Below are 21,323 nucleotides of genomic sequence, written 5' to 3' on the forward strand. Positions count from 1 at the left end.
GGTGTTTGTTCAGAGGACCGTTCTCATCTGCAAGTACCGGTCACGCTTTCGGTGAAGGTGGGCCAGGTGTCTGGCTGGTCGGTGATTACCCGGCCGGTGGGGGTGGTCCATTCCAGTACTCCCGGGGAGACTTGTTTCACTCCCCACCCGCCGTGGTGTTTCAACGTGTGGTGGCCGCGGCAGAGGTGGGCGAGGTTGTCGGGCACGGTGGGGCCACCGGTTTCGGCGGGGATGGTGTGGTCGATGTCGCACCGGCCGGCAGACCGGGTACACCCCGGCTGTCGGCACCGGCCATCTCGCAATCGAAGGAACCGGCGAAGTTTCGCCGACGGCCTATACGTGTCGGCGGTCAAGGCCATCCCGGTGACCGGGTGGGTGAGCAGCCGGGTCAGCCTGGGTGCGTCGGCGGCCAACCGGCGGGCGGTGGCCGGGTCGATCGGACCTTTCCCCGCGAGCGTCGGTGGTTCCAGAGGAACTTTCCCGGGTTTCGTCCCAGTGCCGGTGCCAGCGCCAGTGCCACCGCCACCGCCGTCAGTGTCAGCGTTGTCTGTGTTGAGGAGGGTGAGTGCGGGGATCACGATGGCGATCTCGGCGCGGATGCCGATGCCGGCGTGGTGGGGTGCGTCTTCGCAGCCGGTGGGTTGCCCGGTCAGTAACAGCTCACAGGCCAGGTCGGTGCGCAACTGGTCATAGCTGCGTGGCTCACCGGTGACCAGGTCACCGGTGTCAGGGTCGAGGGTGCGGGCGCCGGCGGCGCCGGTGATGGCTTTGGCCTGCTGGGTGAGCCGGTCCAGGATGCCCTCCGCCAACACGGTCGGCACGGTCATACCCAGCTCGGACAGGCCGTCACCGATGTCCTGCACCCATACCCGGCGTTGCTTGTACACCTGGTCGTACCGTTGCTGAAAAGTGACCTCGCCGCACGTCGCGGCCGCCCGTTGCGCGTACCGGCCGAGCCTGCCCGGGGTGGTGTCGGCCGCTTTGTCCAACACCGCTTGTTCGTAGACGGACCGGGCGGTGTCGTCCTGGATGGGCAGGCCGTGGTCGGCGATCACCCGGATATGGCCCAGGTCGATGCGGCCGTCGTTGAGAGCGGCAACCGCTGCCGGGTAGTCGGTGACGAACCGTTCCGCGTCAGCGAGGCGGCGACCCATGGTGCGGTCAGAGACCCGGTGGGCCGCGGCGAGGTCGGCGACCAGGGACCGGTGCGCGATCGCCGTGTCACAACCGTACAGTTCGGTGTTGCCGGCCCGCACCCACACCGCCAGGGTCGCCAACTCGTGCAACTCCTGGGCCTGCAGGGCACCCATCTGCTGCCGGATCACCACCGTGCGGGCGATCGCAGCCGCCGCCTCCTCATCACCGGGACCAAACAGGACAGCGTTCCCAGCTACAGCGGAGTCGTCGGACCGGGTCGGGTTGGCCGGGATATTCGACGGACCCGGCACCTTGTGGTCGGCTGGAACCCCCAGGAGGTGAGGACCTTCCCCCGCGCTAGGTTCGAACATATGTTCCATGCAAGCAGTCAACCATGACCCACCGACATCCGCCCAGCAACGGGTAAAACTGTGGATAACTCCGATCACTTCCACCTGGACGGAGAACTAACGGGTCAACTCCCGGGACGGCCAGTCATAGAACTCGTTACCGCATCGATCCGTGCCTGTGGCCGCGTGAGCGCGCGCTGCCGGAGCATCAACTGAAGTATCAGGCTCAGGGGAGCGATCGCGGCGAGACCCGGACGAGTTCGAGCTAAGACCGCCGCAACGCCGACGAGCTCGGTCTTCTTCGCGGGCACGCGACCGAAGCCGGTCACAGACGATCGGTCGCGAGCGGTGCGCACGTGCGCACCGCTCAACGGATTGCTCTACCAGCTGCCGCCCTACGCTGACGGTGCCTTCGTCATCGACAGCACGTCGAGTGCGTCATCGAGGATCTGCTCCGTCAGCTCACCACGTTCGACGAATCCGAGTTCGATCACGGCCTCGCGCACGGTGATGCCCTTCTCCACTGCACGCTTTGCCACTGTCGCAGCCGCCTCATAACCGATGACCTTGTTCAGCGGGGTGACGATCGCAGGCGAGGATTCGGCCTGGGCGCGCATCCGCTCCACATTCGCCTCAAGCCCATCGATGGTTTTGTCGGCGAGCAGGCGGGAGGCGTTCGCGAGCAGTCGGATCGATTCGAGGAGCGCGGTTCCCATCACCGGGATCGCCACGTTGAGCTCGAAGGTTCCCGATGCGCCACCGTACGCCACGGCGGTGTCATTGCCGAGCACGCGCATGCAGACCATTAGGACGGCCTCGGGAACCACCGGGTTGACCTTGCCGGGCATGATCGACGATCCGGGCTGCAGGTCGGGGATGTGCACCTCGCCGAGACCTGCGTTCGGGCCGGAGCCCATCCAGCGCAGGTCGTTGCAGATCTTGGTCAGACCGATTGCGATGACGCGCAGCGCACCGGATGCCTCGACCAGCCCGTCGCGGGCGCTCTGCGCCTCGAAGTGATCGCGCGCCTCGGTGATCGGCAGTCCGGTCTGCTCAGCCAGCAACGAGATGGCCAGTTCGGGGAAGCCGGGCAACGTGTTGATGCCTGTACCGACCGCGGTGCCACCGAGTGGAACCTCGGCAACACGGGGAAGCGCGGCCTCGATGCGTTCGATCCCGTAGCGCATCTGCGCGGCGAACCCACCGAACGACTGACCGAGTGTGACCGGGGTCGCATCCATCATGTGGGTGCGGCCAGCCTTCACCACGTCAGACCAGAGAGCCTGCTTGGCCTCGAGTGCTGTGGCGAGGTGCTCCAACGCCGGGATCATGTTCGAAATCAGCGCGCTGGTGACGGCGACGTGCACCGAAGTGGGGAAGACGTCGTTCGACGACTGGGAGGCGTTCACATGGTCGTTGGGGTGCACTGGTGAGCCCAGGCTCTTGGTGGCCAGGGCGGCGAGCACCTCGTTCATGTTCATGTTCGACGACGTGCCGCTGCCGGTCTGGTAGACGTCGATCGGAAACTGGTTGTCGTGCTTGCCGGCGGCCACCTCGTCGGCGGCGCGCGCGATGGCGTCGGCCATCGGCTGCTCGAGCTTGCCCAGTTTCGCGTTGGCCAGTGCGGCGGCCTTCTTGATCTGAGCCAATGCCGCGATGTGCGCGGGTTCTAATCCGGTGCCGGAGATCGGGAAGTTCTCGACCGCTCGCTGGGTCTGTGCGCTGTAGAGCGCATGAGCGGGTACGCGAACCTCACCCATCGTGTCGTGTTCGATCCGGTATTCGGTGTTGTTGTCCACCACGGTGTTTTCCTCTTTCTGTGAGAATGAACTTAGGCTGGCAAAAAATCGTGGGCCGCGCAGATGTTCGCAATACTGGCGCCCATTTCAGGCAAATGTGTTCAGGCATTCCCGACAACAATGTCGGAGACAACCCGCCCGTCCTGCAGTACGTAGTTGGCTCCAACGATAGCCAATGTGCCGTCGGCAACGGCGTCGCTGATCATTTCGGAACTCGACAACAACTCGGCCACCGTCTCGCGCAGATGTTCGCGGCCGACGACACTCGGGTCGACGAGGCTGGTGTCGACCTCGGCCCCATCGGCGACGCCTGCAGCCCGGCGGACGGCCGGGATGATCGGCTGGATCAACACGTCGATGTGAGGCGGAAGCGCGGGAACGTCGGGATCCATGCAGTCGATTGCAGCCTGCACTGCGCCGCACTCATCGTGGCCGAGCACGAGTACGAGCGGAACGTGCAGCACTCCGACGGCGTATTCGATGGAACCGAGCACCGATGTGGAATTCACCTGTCCGACATTGCGAATCACGAAGGCGTCGCCAAGGCCCAGGTCGAAGATGATCTCTGCGGCCAGACGCGAGTCGCTGCAACCGAAGATTGCGCAGACCGGATACTGCCGGTGCGCGAGTTCGGTGCGGCGTTCGACATCCTGGCGCGGATGGCGTGGTGTGCCGTCGATGAAACGTCGGTTGCCCTCTTGCAAGACATGCCAGACTTCGCCGGGGGTGAGCGTGGTCGGTTCGCTCATGGATTTACCGCCTTCCCGGCCGCCAGGATCTGGTCGGCCAGCGTCGCCTGGACCGTGTGGAACTCTTGATCGGATGCGGTGCCGTGCAGCACAAGGATGCTGGACGCTGTGACAGTGCTCACCGCGAACTGCAGGTTGCCCTCGCCCTTACTGGCAGCCCGGTTGTCATAGACCTGCCAAGTGACTCCATCCACGGTCTCCTCACCGGTGACCTGGAGCGTGGGCAACTCGGCGGCGAGCCAAGTGGGGCTCGCATCGAGGCCCTGCTTCAGCGCGATGTACTCGACGGACGGCGTCAGAAGACCGATTTGCCAGTTCAGCACATCGTCTGCGCCGGTACGCAATGCTGCGACGTTCGCTGTCCAGTTCTCCGGGAGCGCGGGCACGAACAGCGTTTCGGCGACAGAGGTCTGCGCCTGGCTGGCCACCTGGGCATAGTCCACATCTGGCATATGATCCTGGTCGCCCCGCGGAACGATCAGAACGATCAGGATGACCACGCCGACTGTCGCCAGCAGCGATAGCACCAGATTGTTGGGGGTCTGGCGCGCGCGGTGATTCTTCGAGTTCTGGGCCTTGCGTGCCGCTGTCTCCTCGGGGGTCTCTGGGCGGCCCAACTCGGCCACCACTCGTGGCTCGTGAGCCATCAGGCCTTCTCGTTCGCGTCGGTGGTGGGCTCGGCGATGGAGGCGCGCGCGGCCTCGAGGCGCTGCTTGGCTCCGATCAGCCACTGTTCGCAGCGGCGGGCAAGCGCTTCACCCCGCTCCCAGAGCGCAAGCGACTGCTCCAGCGTCGAGGCGCCCTGTTCGAGGTCGCCCACCACCCGGATGAGTTCATCGCGGGCCTGCTCGTAGGTGAATTCCTCGATATCGGCATGCGGGTCGACGGTTTCGGGCGCGGTGGCATCAGATTTCGGCATGGCTTCCATTCTAACCGTCGGTCGTCCGGTCTCGCCGGGCCCCTCGGGAGGCTGCATCGACGGTACCGTCGGCCAGGGTCAGAGTGAACACGGTGCCGTCGGGGGCGTCGGTGTGCGATCGCATGACCGACCCGTCTGCCAGCTGCGCGATCGCGTACCCGCGATCGAGGGTGCGTTGCGGCGACAGCGCCCGCAGGTGAGAGCGCAACTGGGTGGTTCGGGCGGTCTGGTCCTCGACCAGTCGCGTGGTCAGTTCGACCCCGCGCGCCACGTAACGCGTGAGATCCTCCGATCGGGAATCAATGATCCAAGTTGCAGAGGCCAGCGCCGGACGAGAACGCAATTGCCCGAGCCGGTCGATCTCCGTCGCTAGGTACCCTGTTAGCCGCTGGCGAAGCCTCAGCCGGGCCTGCTGCACGAGGGTCAGCTCCTCGGAGACATCCGGAACCACCCGTTTGGCGGCGTCAGTCGGGGTGGACGCGCGCAGGTCGGCCACGTCATCGAGCAGTGGCCGGTCGGCCTCGTGGCCGATCGCACTGACGATCGGGGTGCTGCAGGCTGCGGCCGCTCGCACCAGGTTCTCGTCGCTGAAGCCGAGCAGGTTCTGGAAATCACCACCGCCGCGGGCAACGATGATCACCTCGACTTCGGGGTCGGCATCCAGGGTGCGCAGAGCCTGGGTCACCTCTCCGACGGTGCGATCGCCCTGCACCGCCGTGTGGATGGTGCGAAATCGCACTGCCGGCCAGCGTAACTGGGCGTTGCGCAGTACGTCTTTCTCTGCATCTGAATCCTTGCCGGTGATCAGGCCGATCACGCCGGGCAGGAAGGGCAGACGCTTCTTTCGGGCCGGGTCGAAAAGGCCCTCCGCTGTGAGGGTGGCACGCAGTCGCTCCAGCCTCTCCAGCAGGTCGCCGAGACCGATGTGTCGCATCTCGAACACCTGCATCGTGAGAGTGCCGCCCTTGACCCAGTAATTGGGTTTCATCAGGGCGACCACCCGGTCACCCTGTTTCAGGTCGGCAGGAATCTTCTGGCGTACTGAAGACCAGATCGTGAAACTGACGGTGGCGTCCTGGTCGAGGTCCTTGAGCTTGCCGTAGACATTCCCGCCGCTGCCGCCCCACTGGGTGATCTCACCCTCCACCCAGACCGTGCCAAGGCGTTCGATGTATGCGCGGATCTTCGTCGCTAGCAGGCTGACGGGCCACGGTGCCTCGGCCGTGGCTGGGCCCTGGGTCTCGGTCATGCTTCGGGCGCCTCGTGGACCCGCACGATGTAGTCATCGACGGTCGACATCGAGACCAGACGCTCGCGGAAGAAGGTAGTGACGCGGGCATCGTCCAAGGATTTGTGAGACAGCGCTCTTCCTTCACGATAGCGTGGAGCGAGACACCGCATGCTGGTATCGGCCCACGAGCCGCCTGCCATGCCCGGGTAATACGACTTCAGATCGAGTGGGGCGTTGCCGAACGGGTTGGTCACGCCGAACCGTTCGAAGTAGTCGCACACGAACATCCAGTCGAACGGAGCGTTGAACCCCACGAAGACCGGTGCGTGGCTCTCGCCCACCTGCGCGGTGACCCAGTCGGCGAATGCCGTCATGGCCGCGACCGGGTCAGTTCCGTTGATCGCCGACTGCTTGAGCGACCGGCCGCTCACTGCCCGGGCTTCGTCAGTGGAGCGATCGTTCACCGGAGCGAACTCGATAGAGAACTGCAGATCGGGCTGATCCACCACGCAGGCACTGATCGACAACAACGAGAACCTGCTGGGCGCCGCACCCGCCGTCTCCACGTCGATACTGAAGTACATCTCCGGTCGGGAGGTTTTCTGCGGGGCGGTCGGAACGTTGTTCATCGGGCTCCTGAAAGATTGTGATGGGGATACTGACCCCCGACAATGGCTGATATCAGGCTACGGGATACCACCAGCATCGCCTGCGCTCCTGAGCCTGTGGTGGCCCGAGCACGCTGTTTTCCGAGGCGCACATTCGCCGCCCAGTCGGCGGACCTAAACTGGCACCGGAGCCAGGCCCAGGCGAGAACTGAGCCGGTATTGCACAATGGACACCCACGAGAACAGTTGATTGGCAGATGCGATGACCGACCCCAGGCCAAAACCCCAATACGGCGAATATGCGCCGCCCGGGTGGGTCTCACCGGTGCAACAGCCGGTGTCACACGCACCGGAGTCGATACTGCAGCGTCAGCCCGACAGGCGCGCCCCATCTGCTGGCCCGCTATCACCCCGACGGCCGCTTGCCCGCGCCTGGGACCGGGCGGTGACATTCGGCCTGCTGGTGCTGTGGACGATTCTCACTATCGAGGGTCTGTTCAGTTTTCCGCAGCTTTCGGAAACCCTCAACGTCATCTACGCGCAGTTGGGGATCGGCACCTTCACCCTCGTGGACGAGGCTCGTACTGCCGGATTCGTGCTCGCCGGAATCCAGGTGCTCTTACTCGCACTCACCATCTGGCGGTCCTACCGAGCGCTCCGGCGCGACCGGCTCGCCTTCTATTGGCCATTGGTCGGTTTCGTGATCTTCTACGTGACGCTCATGGTGGTCATGGCGGTCGTGGTCTTCTCCGACCCGGCCTACCTGGCGTACGTCAAGACGCTCGGCGGCTGAGCATGGGCTCAGCCGATCGAGTTGCCCGCCGACCCCAGGTCAGTGGCGGCTTCCACCACACGGGCGGCCATCGCTGTCTCCGCGGTCTTGCCCCACGAGCGCGGGTCGTAGACCTTCTTGATGCCGACCTCGCCGTCGACCTTCAGAAACCCGTCGTAGTTACGCAGCACGGTATCCGCGACGGAACGGCTGAACGCGTACTGGGTGTCGGTGTCGATGTTCATCTTGATGACACCGTAGGAGACGGCATCCGAGATCTCCTGGTCGCTTGATCCTGAACCACCGTGGAAGACCAGGTCGAGCGGTTTTTCTCCTGTGCCGTAGTGCGCAGCCAGACCCTCTTGGATCTCTTTCAGCAGCTCGGGTCGCAACTTCACGTTGCCCGGCTTGTACACACCGTGCACATTTCCGAAGGTGAGTGCGGCCATATAGCGCCCGTTCTCGCCGAGGCCGAGCGCTTCGACCATCTTCACAGCGTCTTCCAGTGTCGTGTACAGGTGCTCGCCGATGTCGTGGCTGATCCCGTCCTCTTCGCCGCCGACGACACCGATCTCAACCTCGAGAATCGAGTTGATCGCTTTCATGCGCGGCAGCAATTCCTTCGCGATTCGCAGGTTCTCGGCTATCGGAACCGCGGAGCCGTCCCACATGTGTGATTGGAAGATCGGATTGCGGCCGGCCTTCACCTCCGCCTCGGATGCCTCGATCAACGGCATCACGAATCCGTCGAGCGCATCTTTCGGGCAGTGGTCAGTATGCAGCGCGACGGTCACGGGATAGTTCTTGGCAACCTCGTGAACGAATGCAGCAAAGGCGAGGGCCCCGGAAGCACGGGCCTTCACCGATTGACCGGCGAAATAGTCGGCTCCTCCGGTGGAGACCTGAATGATTCCATCCGAGCCGGCGTCGCTCAATCCCTGCAGCACCGCGTTGACCGTCTGAGAACTGGACACGTTGATCGCAGGGAAGGCGAATTGCTCCGCCTTGGCCCGGTCGAGCATCTCGGCGTACTGGTCCGGTGTGGCGATGGGCATGAAAACTCCTTGGCAGTGGGCTCGTTCTTGGTCAAAGTCTACTCAGGGCGGCGCCGGCGGGGCCGGGCACGGCTAGGCTGACAACGAGTTATTCCGGTGAAAGCCGTCCGCTTATGCGCGACACAGCCAGTGGTGATGTGCGCGTTGAACGGGCCCCACACGAAGGATATGAACGTGACCAGCACAGACACCGCCTCCCATTACCTGCACCCGGATCGCAACCTCGCGATGGAGTTGGTGCGGGCGACCGAGGCCGCAGCCATTCGCGCGTTCCCCTTCATCGGGCGCGGCGACAAGAACGCCGCTGACGGCGCGGCGGTCGATGCGATGCGAGCCTTCCTGGGCACCGTCAACTTCGACGGTGTCGTCGTCATCGGTGAGGGTGAGAAGGATGAGGCGCCGATGCTGTACAACGGCGAGCACGTGGGCAACGGCCGCGGGCCCGCCTGCGACATGGCGGTTGACCCGATCGACGGCACCAGCCTCACCTCGGCGGGGCGCCAGAACGCGATCTCGGTGATCGCCGTGTCCGACCGCGGCACCATGTTCGACCCGTCAGCGGTGTTCTACATGGACAAGATCGTGACGGGGCCCGAGGGGCACGGTGTGGTCGACCTGCGCCAGCCGATCGGTGAGAACCTGCGCGCATTGGCCAAGGCGAGCGGCAAGAGCGTCGGTGACCTCACCGTTGCCGTGCTTGACCGCCCGAGACACGCCCAGTTGATTGCAGACATCCGCGCGGCCGGCGCTCGCACCCGGCTGATGCTCGACGGCGACGTGGCCGGCGGGATCAACGCGGTGCGCGAAGGCACCCGCATCGACATGTGCGCCGGGATCGGCGGAACCCCGGAGGGCATCATCACGGCCTGTGCGGTGAAGGCCCTCGGCGGGTTCATCCAGGGCAAGTTGCATCCGCAGGACGACGCCGAGAAGCAGAAGGCGATCGATGCCGGCCACGACCTCGACCGAGTACTCGACGGCGACGACATGGTGCGCGGCGACAACACCTACTTCGTCGCGACCGGGGTGACTGACGGCGGGCTGGTGTCGGGCGTGCAACATTTCGACCGGATCATCCGGACTGAATCTGTGGTGCTGCGTTCCAAGACCGGCACCATGCGCCGCGTGATCGCGGAACACCTCGTGGAGAAGTGGCTGTAACGGATCGCCCACGTTTGAATCAGCGCCGTCCGCTCTCGGCGAGCGAGGTCTCTGCAGTGTGAACGAGCCAGGAGCTGCGTCAACCCATCACGCGCTGCGCCAACCCATCAGGCGCTGCGCGAACGGATCAGGCGCTGTGCACAGGCTCTTCGGCAGGCACCAGTTCTCTGGTGTGCACCGGATCTCTGCCATCCATGGGTTCGGCGGGCATCAGTTCGGCCGCGGTCAGCTGCTGGGGAGATGTGTCGATGCCTTCGACGGTGCCGAGTACCTTCGATTCGTCGAGTGCTTGGAGCTTGCGGGCGGTGACCAGCACCCGTGACTCCAGCGAGCTCGCGAACTGGTTGTAACTCCTGACCGTCGCTTCGATCGAGCGGCGCAACTTATCAGCGTGCTCAGACAGGGTCGACAGTCGCTGATAGAGCTCTTTGCCCAGATCGAACAGGTGCTTGGCGTCTTCAGTCAGTACGTCTTGTTGCCAGCTGTACGCCACGGTCTTCAACACGGACCACAGCGTGACGGGTGACGCGAGTGCAACGCGTTTACTGAATGCGTAGTCGAGCAGGGCAGGGTCGGCCTCCAACGCCGATGAGATCAGCGATTCACTCGGAATGAACGCGATCACCAGTTCCGGGCTTGCCGCCAAGCCCTGCCAATAACTGCGCGACGCAAGCGCATCGATGTGACCACGAACGGCTTTCACGTGCTTGAGTATCAATTCGCGTCGCCGATCGGCATCTTCCCCGTTCGCCCCGACGGAGATGTGACTTGCCTCCAAATAGGCGCTGAACGGAACCTTGGCGTCGACGGCGATCGATTTACCGCCGGGGAGCCGCACGACCATGTCGGGGCGTCCTGTCCCGGCATCAGACTGGATGCTCGCCTGCACGTCGAAGTCGACCCGTTCGAGCAGGCCTGCGGCTTCGACCACATTGCGCAATTGGGTCTCGCCCCACACGCCCCGCACATCGTTGGAGCGCAGCGCCGATGCGAGCGACTCGGCGGTCGACCGCAGTCGCTCCTCAGATGCCGTTGCCTGCAACAACTGCTGGCTCAGCTCGCCATGCTGCACGCTGCGCTGTTTCTCCAATTCGGTGACCTGCCCCTGCATGGTTCTGAGCGCCTCCTGCACCGGCGATAACGCCTGCAGCACGCGGCTCTCATCCTCGGCGCGTCGTTTCTGGGCGACCTCGTCACTGCGGCGAAGCTCCAACTGCTCACGCAGTTGCTGTTGCAGGCCCTCGACACGTTCGCGTTGGGCATCCACTGTGGCACTCGCGTGTGCCAACTCTGACTGGAGGTCAGAGCGCTCCTGGAAACCTTCGGCACGGAGCGATGCCAACTCGGCCTCATGCCGGGCGCGGATCAGCGCCGGATCGTCGGCGCCGCCGGTCACACGCCTCTTGTGCAGCATCACGCCGAGAAGAACGCCGATGAGCAGGCCGAGAATCAAGCCAATCAGGAGGTACACAGAGGAATCCATACCTGCCAGTGTGCCAGCAGCCACCGACATCTCCCTCTAAGCCATAGAGTAGTTGGTATGCAGACTATTGACCATTGGATTTCAGGCAGAACACACACCAGCACGAGCGGGCGCACTGCCCCCGTTTATGACCCGGCGCTGGGACAGCAGACCAAGGCGGTCGCACTGGCCGACGCGAATGAGATCGACCTAGCGGTCGCGGACGCCAAGGCTGCGTTCCCCGGCTGGCGCGACATGTCGCTCGCGAAGCGCTCGGGAATCATGTTCCGTTTTCGGGAACTGCTGAATGAGCGCAAGGGTGAGCTCGCAGAGATCCTGACCAGCGAACACGGGAAGGTCATCTCAGATGCCGCTGGCGAGATCGCGCGCGGCCTGGAGGTCGTCGAGTTCGCGATCGGCTTCCCGCACCTGCTGAAGGGTGATTTCTCGGAGAATGTGTCGACGGGTGTCGACGTGTACACCCTGCGCCAGCCACTCGGAGTGGTCGCCATCATCAGCCCGTTCAACTTTCCGGCGATGGTGCCGATGTGGTTCTTCCCGATCGCTATTGCCGCCGGCAACACGGTCGTGTTGAAGCCCAGCGAGAAGGACCCCTCGGCCGCGAACTGGATGGCTGAGCTGTTCACCGAGGCGGGCCTGCCCGACGGCGTGTTCAACGTGTTGCACGGGGACAAGGTCGCCGTGGACGGCCTGCTCGAGCACCCGGATGTCAAGGCGATTTCTTTCGTCGGATCGACGCCGATCGCTCGCTACATCTACGAGACCGCAGCCAAGCACGGCAAGCGGGTGCAGGCGCTCGGTGGCGCGAAGAACCACATGTTGGTGCTTCCGGATGCCGACCTCGACGTGACCGCCGACGCGGTTGTCAACGCAGGATTCGGCTCGGCCGGTGAGCGCTGCATGGCGATCAGCGTCGTCGTGGCCGTCGAACCCGTCGCCGATGACCTCATCGCCAAGGTCGCCGAGCGCATGTCGGGGCTCAAGGTCGGCGACGGCCGTCGCAGCTGCGACATGGGCCCGCTGATCACCGAGGCGCACCGCGACAAGGTTGCCAGCTACATCGAGATCGCTGAAGAAGACGGCGCAACTGTAGCCGTGGACGGCCGCGGGATCAAGGTCGATGGCGCGGACGATGGCTTCTGGCTCGGCCCGACACTGATCGACAACGTGCAGACATCGTCGAAGGTATACATCGACGAGATCTTCGGCCCGATCGTGGCAGTCGTTCGCGTGGAGAGCTACGAAGCCGGTGTCGAGCTGATCAACAACAGCCCGTACGGCAACGGCACGGCCATCTTCACCAACGATGGCGGTGCCGCGCGCCGCTTCCAGAACGAGATCGAGGTCGGCATGGTGGGCGTCAATGTGCCGATTCCGGTGCCCGTCTCCTACCACTCGTTCGGTGGCTGGAAGGACTCCGCGTTCGGCAACGCCAAGGCGTACGGCACACAGGGGTTCGACTTCTTCACTCGCGAAAAGGCGATCACCAGCCGGTGGCTCGACCCGAGCCACGGTGGCATCAACCTCGGGTTCCCCGAGCACGACTGATCACCTGAAGTGACAACGAGGGGGCCGCGGACACTGTCCGCGGCCCCCTTCGTCGTCTGTACGAGGCCAGCTGTGCACCAGTCGGTGCTCCTCACTATGATTCGAGGGTGACGTTCCTTTCTGCGCTGAGTGTGATCGTGGGGGCCTTGGGGCTCGCTGCGGGGGTGATCGCCTATTTTCGGGCGCAATCTGCAGAGCAGGAAGCGCAGAAGGCCGTGCAGTACGCGCTCGCCCAGTCGGCGGAGGCACTTGCCCGTGCGTCCGATGCGGTTGGCCGGTCACAAGCGGCGTCTGCGGCCGCCGCCGGTGTGGCCCGGCAGGCCGGCGACCTGGCTGATGTGGCCCAGTTGGCCGATCGCAAGGCTGATCGGGCGCTGCAGGCCTCGGATGAGGCGCTGACGCGTTCGGGCGCCGCCATGCAGGGGATCACCGCCGTGGTGAAGCGGGTGGATGAATCAGGTCAAGCCCGACTCGAGGCGGGCGTCGTTCGCTGGGAGTGCGAGCAGGTCAAGAAATCGCTCTGGGTGGCGCGCAACGTCGGCACCCTCGTGGCGCGTACAGCTCTCCTGAGTGATGCGACCGAGCCGCCGAAGCCGATTCGCCCCGAAGAGGTCATCCCGCGCGATGTGGCACCCGGTGATCACCTCCAGTTCCAGGCCTTCCCCGAGAAGGGCGTGCGCTCGCCACGGGTCAGGCTGGCGTGGAAGGTCGACGGCGATCCGGCCATGCACTCCCAGGAGTTGACGCTCATCATCGAGTGAAACCGGGCTGTTGGGCGAATGACGCCCGGCTGATGCCTGAGTGACGAGCCGCCGGTGTCCGGGTGCCACCCGAGCGATCAGGCCGGCTCGGTCTCGAACCGTGGCCGAACTACGAGACGGCCGAGACCGCCGGCTCTTTTGGCGGCATCAGACTGTTGATCCCGATTCCGGTTGCCCTCGCCAGTTCGATGACGGTTGCCGCTCCGTGCCGCTTCGCCGCGTGCACCATGATCGCAGCGCAGGCTTCGGCATCGGCCAACGCATCGTGGTGGGCGAAATCCTCGAACCCGGCGGCCATCGCCGCCACCGGCAGGCGGTAGGAGTCCAGCTCGTAGGTCTTGCGCGCGACCTGCAGGCTGCAGACATAGGCGAGGTCGGGGCAGAGAACGGATGCCGCGGTGCACGACGCCCGGATCACACTCATGTCGAAGCTGGCATTGTGTGCCACGAGGTGGTCGCCGTCTGCGAAGGCGACCAGATCAGGAAACTGCTCGGCCCAGCTCGGGGCATCCGTCACATCGGCCGCGGTGATTCCGTGGATGCGGGTGTTCCACTCCAGAAACTCGTCGAAACCCGCCTGGGGCCGGATCAGCCAGCCGGCCCGGTCGACCACCACTCCGTTGTGCACTTTCACCAGGCCCACCGAACAGGCAGACTCCCTGGCAGAGTTTGCGGTCTCGAAGTCGATGGCGGTGAAATTCAATGGCACTGATTCATCGTCTCACGCGGCCGCTGGGAAGCCGCGCCATCGGCCGGGGCGGTCAACCAAGTACCATTGACCAACGTGGCCCTTACTATTGCAATCGTCGGACTCCCCAATGTGGGCAAGTCAACCCTGTTCAACGCCCTCACCAAGAACACCGTGCTCGCCGCGAACTACCCGTTCGCCACGATCGAGCCGAACGTGGGCGTGGTGACGCTGCCGGATGAACGACTCAACACGCTGGCCGAGATCTTCGGCAGTGAGCGCATCCTGCCCGCTCCGGTGTCGTTTGTCGACATCGCCGGCATCGTGCGCGGCGCGAGCGAGGGGGAGGGGCTCGGCAACAAGTTCCTCGCGAACATTCGTGAGGCCGACGCCATCGCGCAGGTCATCCGCGGCTTCGACGACCCCGACGTGGTGCATGTCGACGGCAAGGTCGATGCGGCCAGCGACATGGAGACCATCAACACCGAGCTGATCCTGGCCGACCTGCAGACCCTCGAGCGGGCCGTGGCACGCCTGGAGAAGGAGTTGAAGGGCAAGAAGGTCGAGCCGATCGTCGTGGCAACCGCGAAAGAGGCGCAGGCGTTCCTGGACACCGGCAAGCCGCTGTCCAGCTCAGACATCGACCTCACCCCGATCAAGGATCTCGGGTTGCTCACCGCGAAGCCGTTCATCTACGTGTTCAACGTTGACGAGGCTGTGCTGACGGATGACGCGAAGAAGGCCGCCTTGGCCGCCCTTGTCGCCCCGGCCGAGGCGATCTTCCTCGACGCCAAGCTCGAGAGCGAACTGATCGACCTTGATGCCGCAGATGCCGCAGAGTTGCTGGAGTCGACCGGCCAGACCGAGAGCGGGCTCGACCAACTCGCCCGAATCGGCTTCGACACGCTCGGGCTGCAGACCTACCTCACGGCGGGACCGAAAGAGGCCAGGGCCTGGACGATCCACAAGGGCTGGACCGCGCCTCAAGCAGCCGGGGTCATCCATACCGACTTCCAAAAGGGCTTCATCAAGGCCGAGGTCATCTCGTTCGACGACTTGGTCGCCACCGGCTCGGTGCACGAGGCGCGCGCCCACGGCAAGGCTCGCATGGAAGGCAAGGACTACGTCATGAAGGACGGCGACGTCGTGGAGTTCCGCTTCAACGTGTAGTTCTCGCTAGCTTCTGGGACGGCCCGGGAGGGACTGCTGTCGATCTAGTTGACTCGGATGAAGGATGGAGGCGCTGATCGCTAACTAGGCAAAGCGGGGCACGCACCTAAGGCAGCGGTCGTTCTTCGCGACGCTGAAGACCGAGTTCTATCACCGCCGGGTCTGGCCGACGAAGAAGCAGGCCAAACTCGAGGTCGGCGAATGGATCGAGGACCGCTACAACCGGCGCCGCCGGCACGCCTCACTCGGGCAGGTGACCCCGGTCAGCTTCGAGCTGCGATACTCAGACCAGACCGCGGAGCTTCAACAAGATGCATAACCCCGTGTCCACGAACCGGGGGCAGGGCCACGTGCAACACAACACCAGCATGTTGATTCAGGTCACTCACCACTCTCATCCGCGCGGGCGCCTGTACGGGCGGGCCGCCGTGAGACCGGATCGGTGGCTGAGGCTCGCACGAATGGTGAAGCTCCCAGAGCGGCGGGCCCGACAGTGCTTCTTGGTAGGGTGGGCGCATGTCCCGTGAGCCAAGCATGGTGATTGAGCGATGAGGCGGGTGTTGTGTGGGCTTGCCGCAGTGCTTCTTCTTACCGGATGCGGAATCGATGGGCGCGGCGGACTGAGCCCGAGCGAAGCGGCGTCGATGGTCAACGAGATTGATGGTCTCTCCAATGCGGAGGTCATGTGCGCTGAAACAGCGCCGCGATTCCTTGATGTTGGCGGTACCGCCTTCTGCCAACTCGAGGTCACCGTTGAGGATGGTTATCAAGTCAAGGGTGCCGCAGAGTTGGCGGAGTTCTTCTTGCAAGTCATTTGGTCGGTTGAAACTCGCAACGAACCGCCCAAGCTCACCGTTACATTGAACCTCCCGCAGGGCACGAAGTTTGACCCGGTTGCGGCACTGCAAGCGAACGGCTGGGAAACCACTCGTGGCAAGTACGTCGGTGAGCTTTGGGGCGTTTTCGCGCACGAGAACGGTTACTTCACGGGGCATACGGAAGCTGCTGAACACTTCGGTTCATGGCCGGGAAAGGTACCGGCAGCGCCACTCGGCCTGCTCACGCTACTCTCCTGAGCGAACCTAAACTCGATTCATCGAATGTGCATAACGTAATGGAATCCGTGAAAGCAGAATTTACGCCCTGCTGATCCGGATCGCTGGCTGAGGCTTTAATGTATAGCTCTTTGAGTTTCTGAGACGGCCCCGTCTGCTTCGGCAGGCGGGGCCGTCGTTGCTTGAGCGTGCGCATAGAGTCGGGCCATGTTCCAGAGATATTGGTGAGTCGGTGTGCTGGGAATGGCATTCGGATTCACTCTGGGGGCAGCGCTCTTCGGGCTCCTAGTCGCCATCGGGAATCCAGACTGGCGGTCATACCTGACCGCCGAGGAAGTTGTGCGGTCGGTCGCTTTCTATGGACTGTGCGGGGTGGGCGTTGCGGTCGCTTCCATCGTGGGAAGCGGGATTTCGATTGTGGCCGTCGACAGAGGAATCCAGAGGCCGCCGGGCGTCCGTGTCCGTGCCTCCGTGGTCGGTGCCGCAGCCGGAGCTCTTGTGCTCGGAGTCGATGTTTCTGCGTCGATCGCGCTGGTTGATGGTTCAACATCATAGGCGGCGTTTCAACTGGGAATTACTGCAGTGTTGGCGTTGCTCTCAAGCGTCGCCGCCGCGGTGTTGGTCTCGCTTCAAGAGAGTCGCTTCCCGCCGAGGCTGAGCGGGGAAAGGGAGTCCGCACCGCTCTGAAACTCGGACTTTCCCAGTATGTCGTTGCGTGCGAACGACCCGCCCCAGATGTTATCCGGCTACGGAACGCGGTGGAGTTCCGCTTCAACGTCTGACTCTCCAGCGGTCTCTCCTCACACAGTGAAGTCGAAGCGGATGTTTTTCGGCATGATGTGGATGGCTTGGAAGTCAGGAGTACCCACCACGTGGTGCACCACATTGGCGGGGACGAGGAAGGTGTCGCCGGGCCGCAACTCGTGGACGGCATCCGGGAAGGCGATAGTGCACGACCCCTCCAGTATCACCAGCGCCGACTCCAGCGAAGCAGTGTGCTTCGGGAACTCAGCGCCGTCGGTACCCTCCATCCGCTTGGTCATGAGCACAGCACCATCGAGCAGGTCAACGGTTTTTCTCACAGCTTCCCCTTCCGACATGTTTTCATGATGCCACCGAAGACTCGAGGTCAGGAGCGGCTCGTCGAGTCCACTGCACATGACGGAACTTCTCGTAACTCACCATGGTCCGACCGAAAGTGTTCGGAAGCTTCTCGAGGTTACGATACGCGGCGTCCACCGCTCGCCGCGCACCTCATGACCTGACGCACGGGTTGTGCGCATTCATGTCGTAGGGTGCGGATGTCGACTCAGTTCGGTGGGCTATCGTGATCGTCGAATCGTTCCTGACCGAGGAGGACAGCATGGAATTGAACATGGCGAAGGGCAACCAGTTCGTCGAGGAGACTCAGTCTGCAGAGAGTGCGGCGGCGTGGAAGAGGCAATTGGACGAGTTCGCTCCGGGTGCGTCTGACTGGGTGGTCGGTGCGGTGTTCGGGGGCACATACCAGCGCGAGGGCCTCGAGCTGCGTGATCGCCAGATGCTGAACATGGCGGCGCTCGCGGCCATGGGCGGAACTGAACCGCAGCTGACCGGTCACATCAAGACGGCGGTAGATGTCGCCCGCATGAGCAAAGAAGAGGTAGCGGAATGCTTCGTGCATCTCATGCCCTACATCGGAGTTCCGAAGACCCTAGCGGCCATGCGCTGCATGAAAGCTGCGTTCGGGGACTGACAACGCGCGTCGAAACGCCACCGTCGGGGACTTCGAGGTGAACTGGGCCTCAAGAAATCTTGACCCGACGGGGGAAGCAGCCACCTGGGATGAGAATGCCGACGGTCGGCTCGACAACATCAGCATCTCCTACGGTGCGACCGTGTTGCGTTCGGGGAAATCCGATGAGCACGCTCGTACGATTCAACCGTTCCTCGGCCGAGAACGGCCCGCTTCGACAACATCCGACTAAATGCCCTCGCCTCGGCACAGGCGTTCGCCGGGAAGAGTTCTGCCGTTGAAGCGATTGACGAGCGGAATCGAACTGCTTCAGATTTTGGTCATGCCTTTTGGCAACGGAACGTGGTCGAGTTCCGCTTCAACGTGTAGTTCCACACCCCTGCTGTGGCGAAAACAGGACGGATTCGCCTGGAGCAGACAATTCGTCCTGTTTTCGTTGTCGGGGCCGCGATTTTTCCCTGATTTCGGCACCTGCGACTGTCGCAGGTAGAAACCCGACCGCGTGGACGGCTCGGCGTTCAGATCGGAAGGTGCTGTGGCGCGAGCTTATAAACTAGACGAAAACGAGAGGTTTGGACATGCGGATTGTGATCGGGGCGCCGGCGAATGGCGCGGCGTTGAAAGACGAGCTGAAAGCACTGCTCGAAGCGGATACGCGCGTCAGCGAAGTCGTGGACTTGTCGACCGCGGATATCACTTACCCGGCGGTGTCCTTCATGGCGGCGCAGGCCATCCTCGATGGAAAGGCAGATCGGGGAATCCTCGTCTGCGGGACCGGCATCGGGACCGCAATCGCAGCGAGCAAGGTCGCTGGGGTGCGGGCCGCGACGGCTCACGACCTGGTGACGGTGCACGGTGCTGTCGAGAACTACAACGCCCAAGTCCTTTGCATGGGGCAGAACGTCATCACTCCTCCTGCGGCCAAAGCGCTCGTGGACATCTGGTTGGATCTGCGCCATGACCCGTCGAGCGCTTATGGGCAGAAGCTCGAGGAGATCGCGGCCTACGAGTCGCGCTGAATCGCATCAGCGAGTTGATTCGAAAGGGTGCTCGATCGGGTTCAACTTCAACTTCAACTTCTCGACAATCTCCGCATCTCGTACGGCACGACTGTGGTGCGTGCAGGAAAATCAGATGAGTACGCTCGCGCGATCCAGCCGTTCCTTGGCGTTGAAGAGCCAGCATCCACAACGTCTAATTACGCGCACTCACCCCGGCCGCGGTTTTTCGGCGTCAGCCTCACCAGGTCATTCTGGTGTGGGATTCTCGAGCGGAGGCAAAGGTTTCAGGCAGCCGCCATACAATTCGGCGACGTAACGGGGTGGAGTTCCGATTGAACGTATAGCTCCACGCCCCGCTGTTTCGAGAACAGGGGGAATCACGCGAAGGCGGCGATCCGCCCTGTTTTCGTACGCGGAGCTGCGATTCGTCCTGTATTCGGCGCCGGATGCGCGGTCAGGGTACGACAGTCACGGGCTTGGAAACGCGGCACGGCCACCTGTGCATTCGTATCCATATCGGGCGACAACCGCCTCATATATTTCCAGCACGGCCGAAGGGCGGTCGAGATTCGCGGCCCGGCGGATTCGAAAACAGGAGGGATTCGCCTCTAGCGTGCGATCCGACCTGTCATCGCTGGCGGGGCCGCGATTCGTCCTGTTTTCAGCGCCGGATAGGTGAGACCAGGCGCCGAACGGTGCAGCGAATCCAAGTTGCTCGGAATGCCGGCCAGAGCCAGACTTGAACGCAACTGGATGGAGCCCATGGACACCGACGTCATCGTCATCGGCGCAGGCCTCGCCGGTCTGCAGTGCGCACGTCGTACCCAGCGCAGCGGTCGAAGTGTCATTGTTCTCGAGTCCGAGGAGGCTGTCGGCGGCCGGGTGAGGACTGACCATATCGATGGCTTTCAGTGCGACCGAGGCTTCCAACTGCTGAACCCGGCTTACCCGGCGGTGCGCGACTGGATCGACGTGCAGGCGCTCGAGCTGCAGAAGTTCGGCGTCGGAGTAGTGGTTCGCACAGGCGCGACCACCACCACCCTTGCTCATCCGATTCGTCATCCGCGGCTCGCCCTCCCCACGCTGCGGAGCGAGCTCACGCCCCTTCCTGACCTGGTCGCTCTCGCCCGATGGTTCGGTCCAACCCTGCTGCGACCCACAACCGCCTCCCGTTCCGCGCGCGACCAGGCACTTCGCACGTCTCTCGACGAAGCAGGTTTCACCGGTCGGTTGCGAAGCGACGTGCTCGACACCTTCTTGGCGGGGGTACTTGCCGATAGCACGGGCGAGAGCTCCGCCAACCACGTTCGGCAGCTGATGCGTTACTTTGCACTCGGTGCCCCGGGGCTGCCACGCGCGGGGATGCAGGCGCTGCCCGAGCAGATGGCTGCCTCGTTGGTGGAGCCGGTGCGGCTGGGCACCGCGGCGCGCGAGGTGCGCGAGGTGCCGGGCGGCGTCCAGGTCACGACAGACAACGGGACGATCAGGGGACGAATCGCGGTTGTCGCCGTTGGCCCTCAGGATCTCGCTGAACTCACAGAGCTACCCGCACCTCTCACCCGCGGGCTGACCACGTGGTGGTTCCGGGCTCCAGAACGGCCGCACGCAGGGCCGTTCTTGATGATCGACGCCAGCACACCAGGTGGCGGACCTGCCGGACCGATCTGGCACACCGCCGTGGTCTCCGAAGTTGCAGCGTCCTACGCCCCGGCCGGACAGCATCTCGTCGAGGCGACCACGTTGTTGGACCGCCCCGACGGCCTCGCGGGAGAGGACGACGTTCGCCGTGACCTCGAGCGCCTGTATCAGAGATCCACCCAGGGCTGGGAGGTGTTCGTGCACCACGTCGTACCCCACGCGCTCCCGGCCCAGCTGCCGCCACTCGAGGATCGCCGACCCACGTGGACGGGTGACCGCGTGCTCGTGACGGGGGATCACCGGGGAACAGGCTCGATCCAGGGCGCGCTCGTTTCCGGTGACCGTGCAGCCCGGGCTGTCGCGGATCTGCTGGAGCAGTGGCAGTAAAGCTGCAAAAGGGAACTGGCTGCTCCCACAGCCACGGAGCACCCCACTCCGAGAAAACGGAGGTGCTTCAATTCTG

At 63.8% G+C, this 21,323-nt stretch carries 22 protein-coding genes and 1 pseudogene; 12 read left to right on the forward strand and 11 right to left on the reverse strand.

What is annotated here, in order from left to right:
* Positions 1-23: 23 nt before the first annotated feature.
* From DL891_RS04585 to DL891_RS04615, 7 genes are all read right to left on the reverse strand, one after another.
* Positions 24-1,517 carry an HNH endonuclease signature motif containing protein gene (locus tag DL891_RS04585; protein WP_111719242.1) on the reverse strand — a complete coding sequence of 498 codons (1,494 nt, stop codon included), beginning with the start codon at positions 1,515-1,517 and terminating at the stop codon, positions 24-26.
* Between the two features lie 365 nt (positions 1,518-1,882).
* Positions 1,883-3,289 (reverse strand): aspartate ammonia-lyase, encoded by a 1,407-nt coding sequence (locus tag DL891_RS04590; protein ID WP_198668770.1) that lies wholly within the window; start codon positions 3,287-3,289, stop codon positions 1,883-1,885.
* A gap of 98 nt (positions 3,290-3,387) precedes the next feature.
* Positions 3,388-4,035, reverse strand: coding sequence for a carbonic anhydrase (locus DL891_RS04595; protein WP_111719243.1), 648 nt, complete (start codon positions 4,033-4,035; stop codon positions 3,388-3,390).
* Positions 4,032-4,682, reverse strand: coding sequence for a DUF4245 domain-containing protein (locus DL891_RS04600; protein ID WP_111719244.1), 651 nt, complete (start codon positions 4,680-4,682; stop codon positions 4,032-4,034). The genes DL891_RS04595 and DL891_RS04600 overlap by 4 nt, the downstream gene beginning before the upstream one ends.
* Entirely contained in the window at positions 4,682-4,963 is a 282-nt protein-coding gene (locus DL891_RS04605) for an exodeoxyribonuclease VII small subunit (RefSeq protein WP_111719245.1), read from the reverse strand. The genes DL891_RS04600 and DL891_RS04605 overlap by 1 nt, the downstream gene beginning before the upstream one ends.
* Position 4,964: 1 nt before the next feature.
* Entirely contained in the window at positions 4,965-6,203 is a 1,239-nt protein-coding gene (gene xseA, locus DL891_RS04610; protein ID WP_111719246.1) for an exodeoxyribonuclease VII large subunit, read from the reverse strand.
* Complete coding sequence (locus DL891_RS04615) at positions 6,200-6,814, reverse strand: 3'-5' exoribonuclease (RefSeq protein WP_111719247.1); 615 nt, start codon at positions 6,812-6,814, stop codon at positions 6,200-6,202. The genes xseA and DL891_RS04615 overlap by 4 nt, the downstream gene beginning before the upstream one ends.
* 241 nt (positions 6,815-7,055) lie before the next feature.
* On the opposite strand from DL891_RS04615, the gene DL891_RS04620 reads away from it, so the two are divergent.
* Positions 7,056-7,586 carry a DUF6264 family protein gene (locus tag DL891_RS04620; RefSeq protein ID WP_157962388.1) on the forward strand — a complete coding sequence of 177 codons (531 nt, stop codon included), beginning with the start codon at positions 7,056-7,058 and terminating at the stop codon, positions 7,584-7,586.
* Between the two features lie 8 nt (positions 7,587-7,594).
* Here DL891_RS04620 and fbaA read toward each other — a convergent pair whose 3' ends face one another.
* Positions 7,595-8,620: a class II fructose-bisphosphate aldolase gene (fbaA, locus tag DL891_RS04625; RefSeq protein WP_111719249.1), complete on the reverse strand. Its 1,026-nt coding sequence runs from the start codon at positions 8,618-8,620 to the stop codon at positions 7,595-7,597.
* 228 nt (positions 8,621-8,848) lie between these two features.
* On the opposite strand from fbaA, the gene glpX reads away from it, so the two are divergent.
* The gene (gene glpX, locus DL891_RS04630) at positions 8,849-9,781 is read left to right on the forward strand and encodes a class II fructose-bisphosphatase (protein ID WP_232819017.1); all 933 of its coding nucleotides are present in this window, start codon (positions 8,849-8,851) and stop codon (positions 9,779-9,781) included.
* 127 nt (positions 9,782-9,908) lie between these two features.
* On the opposite strand, the gene rmuC is transcribed toward glpX, so the two are convergent.
* On the reverse strand, positions 9,909-11,264 hold the full coding sequence (gene rmuC, locus DL891_RS04635) for a DNA recombination protein RmuC (RefSeq protein ID WP_111719380.1): 1,356 nt from the start codon (positions 11,262-11,264) through the stop codon (positions 9,909-9,911).
* A 57-nt stretch (positions 11,265-11,321) separates the two neighbouring features.
* Between rmuC and DL891_RS04640 the strand changes: the two genes are divergently transcribed.
* Entirely contained in the window at positions 11,322-12,812 is a 1,491-nt protein-coding gene (locus tag DL891_RS04640) for a CoA-acylating methylmalonate-semialdehyde dehydrogenase (protein ID WP_111719251.1), read from the forward strand.
* Positions 12,813-12,919: 107 nt separating this feature from the next.
* Positions 12,920-13,573: a hypothetical protein gene (locus DL891_RS04645; protein WP_111719252.1), complete on the forward strand. Its 654-nt coding sequence runs from the start codon at positions 12,920-12,922 to the stop codon at positions 13,571-13,573.
* A gap of 109 nt (positions 13,574-13,682) precedes the next feature.
* Here the strand turns inward: DL891_RS04645 and DL891_RS04650 are convergent, their stop codons facing one another.
* A complete protein-coding gene (locus tag DL891_RS04650; protein WP_111719253.1) occupies positions 13,683-14,282 on the reverse strand; it encodes a 3'-5' exonuclease in 600 nt (199 codons plus the stop codon).
* A gap of 75 nt (positions 14,283-14,357) precedes the next feature.
* On the opposite strand from DL891_RS04650, the gene ychF reads away from it, so the two are divergent.
* From ychF to DL891_RS17440, 4 genes and pseudogenes are all read left to right on the forward strand, one after another.
* Complete coding sequence (gene ychF, locus DL891_RS04655) at positions 14,358-15,431, forward strand: redox-regulated ATPase YchF (protein WP_111719254.1); 1,074 nt, start codon at positions 14,358-14,360, stop codon at positions 15,429-15,431.
* A 118-nt stretch (positions 15,432-15,549) separates the two neighbouring features.
* Positions 15,550-15,750: pseudogene (locus DL891_RS04660) on the forward strand (IS3 family transposase); the annotation flags it as partial.
* 259 nt (positions 15,751-16,009) lie between these two features.
* A complete protein-coding gene (locus DL891_RS04665) occupies positions 16,010-16,507 on the forward strand; it encodes a hypothetical protein (protein WP_111719255.1) in 498 nt (165 codons plus the stop codon).
* A gap of 222 nt (positions 16,508-16,729) precedes the next feature.
* Entirely contained in the window at positions 16,730-17,041 is a 312-nt protein-coding gene (locus DL891_RS17440; RefSeq protein ID WP_232819004.1) for a hypothetical protein, read from the forward strand.
* Positions 17,042-17,286: 245 nt separating this feature from the next.
* On the opposite strand, the gene DL891_RS04675 is transcribed toward DL891_RS17440, so the two are convergent.
* Positions 17,287-17,568, reverse strand: a complete 282-nt coding sequence (locus DL891_RS04675) for a cupin domain-containing protein (protein ID WP_157962390.1) — start codon at positions 17,566-17,568, stop codon at positions 17,287-17,289.
* A gap of 281 nt (positions 17,569-17,849) precedes the next feature.
* Here DL891_RS04675 and DL891_RS04680 point away from each other — a divergent pair, with 281 nt between their 5' ends.
* From DL891_RS04680 to DL891_RS04695, 4 genes are all read left to right on the forward strand, one after another.
* Complete coding sequence (locus DL891_RS04680; RefSeq protein WP_111719382.1) at positions 17,850-18,221, forward strand: carboxymuconolactone decarboxylase family protein; 372 nt, start codon at positions 17,850-17,852, stop codon at positions 18,219-18,221.
* A 37-nt stretch (positions 18,222-18,258) separates the two neighbouring features.
* A complete protein-coding gene (locus DL891_RS04685; protein ID WP_111719258.1) occupies positions 18,259-18,453 on the forward strand; it encodes a hypothetical protein in 195 nt (64 codons plus the stop codon).
* A 346-nt stretch (positions 18,454-18,799) separates the two neighbouring features.
* On the forward strand, positions 18,800-19,240 hold the full coding sequence (locus DL891_RS04690; RefSeq protein WP_111719259.1) for an RpiB/LacA/LacB family sugar-phosphate isomerase: 441 nt from the start codon (positions 18,800-18,802) through the stop codon (positions 19,238-19,240).
* A 744-nt stretch (positions 19,241-19,984) separates the two neighbouring features.
* A complete protein-coding gene (locus DL891_RS04695; RefSeq protein ID WP_111719260.1) occupies positions 19,985-21,247 on the forward strand; it encodes an NAD(P)/FAD-dependent oxidoreductase in 1,263 nt (420 codons plus the stop codon).
* The last annotated feature ends 76 nt before the right edge of the window (positions 21,248-21,323 follow it).

Source organism: Homoserinimonas sp. OAct 916 (assembly GCF_003260275.1).
Lineage (GTDB): Bacteria > Actinomycetota > Actinomycetes > Actinomycetales > Microbacteriaceae > OACT-916.

Coding starts and splice junctions, on each gene's coding strand:
- DL891_RS04585 (WP_111719242.1), bottom strand. CDS start 1,517: ATGGAACATATGTTCGAACCTAGCGCGGGGGAAGGTCCTCACCTCCTG.
- DL891_RS04595 (WP_111719243.1), bottom strand. CDS start 4,035: ATGAGCGAACCGACCACGCTCACCCCCGGCGAAGTCTGGCATGTCTTG.
- DL891_RS04600 (WP_111719244.1), bottom strand. CDS start 4,682: ATGGCTCACGAGCCACGAGTGGTGGCCGAGTTGGGCCGCCCAGAGACC.
- DL891_RS04605 (WP_111719245.1), bottom strand. CDS start 4,963: ATGGAAGCCATGCCGAAATCTGATGCCACCGCGCCCGAAACCGTCGAC.
- xseA (WP_111719246.1), bottom strand. CDS start 6,203: ATGACCGAGACCCAGGGCCCAGCCACGGCCGAGGCACCGTGGCCCGTC.
- DL891_RS04615 (WP_111719247.1), bottom strand. CDS start 6,814: ATGAACAACGTTCCGACCGCCCCGCAGAAAACCTCCCGACCGGAGATG.
- DL891_RS04620 (WP_157962388.1), top strand. CDS start 7,056: ATGACCGACCCCAGGCCAAAACCCCAATACGGCGAATATGCGCCGCCC.
- fbaA (WP_111719249.1), bottom strand. CDS start 8,620: ATGCCCATCGCCACACCGGACCAGTACGCCGAGATGCTCGACCGGGCC.
- glpX (WP_232819017.1), top strand. CDS start 8,849: ATGGAGTTGGTGCGGGCGACCGAGGCCGCAGCCATTCGCGCGTTCCCC.
- rmuC (WP_111719380.1), bottom strand. CDS start 11,264: ATGGATTCCTCTGTGTACCTCCTGATTGGCTTGATTCTCGGCCTGCTC.
- DL891_RS04640 (WP_111719251.1), top strand. CDS start 11,322: ATGCAGACTATTGACCATTGGATTTCAGGCAGAACACACACCAGCACG.
- DL891_RS17440 (WP_232819004.1), top strand. CDS start 16,730: ATGGCATTCGGATTCACTCTGGGGGCAGCGCTCTTCGGGCTCCTAGTC.
- DL891_RS04680 (WP_111719382.1), top strand. CDS start 17,850: ATGGAATTGAACATGGCGAAGGGCAACCAGTTCGTCGAGGAGACTCAG.
- DL891_RS04690 (WP_111719259.1), top strand. CDS start 18,800: ATGCGGATTGTGATCGGGGCGCCGGCGAATGGCGCGGCGTTGAAAGAC.
- DL891_RS04695 (WP_111719260.1), top strand. CDS start 19,985: ATGGACACCGACGTCATCGTCATCGGCGCAGGCCTCGCCGGTCTGCAG.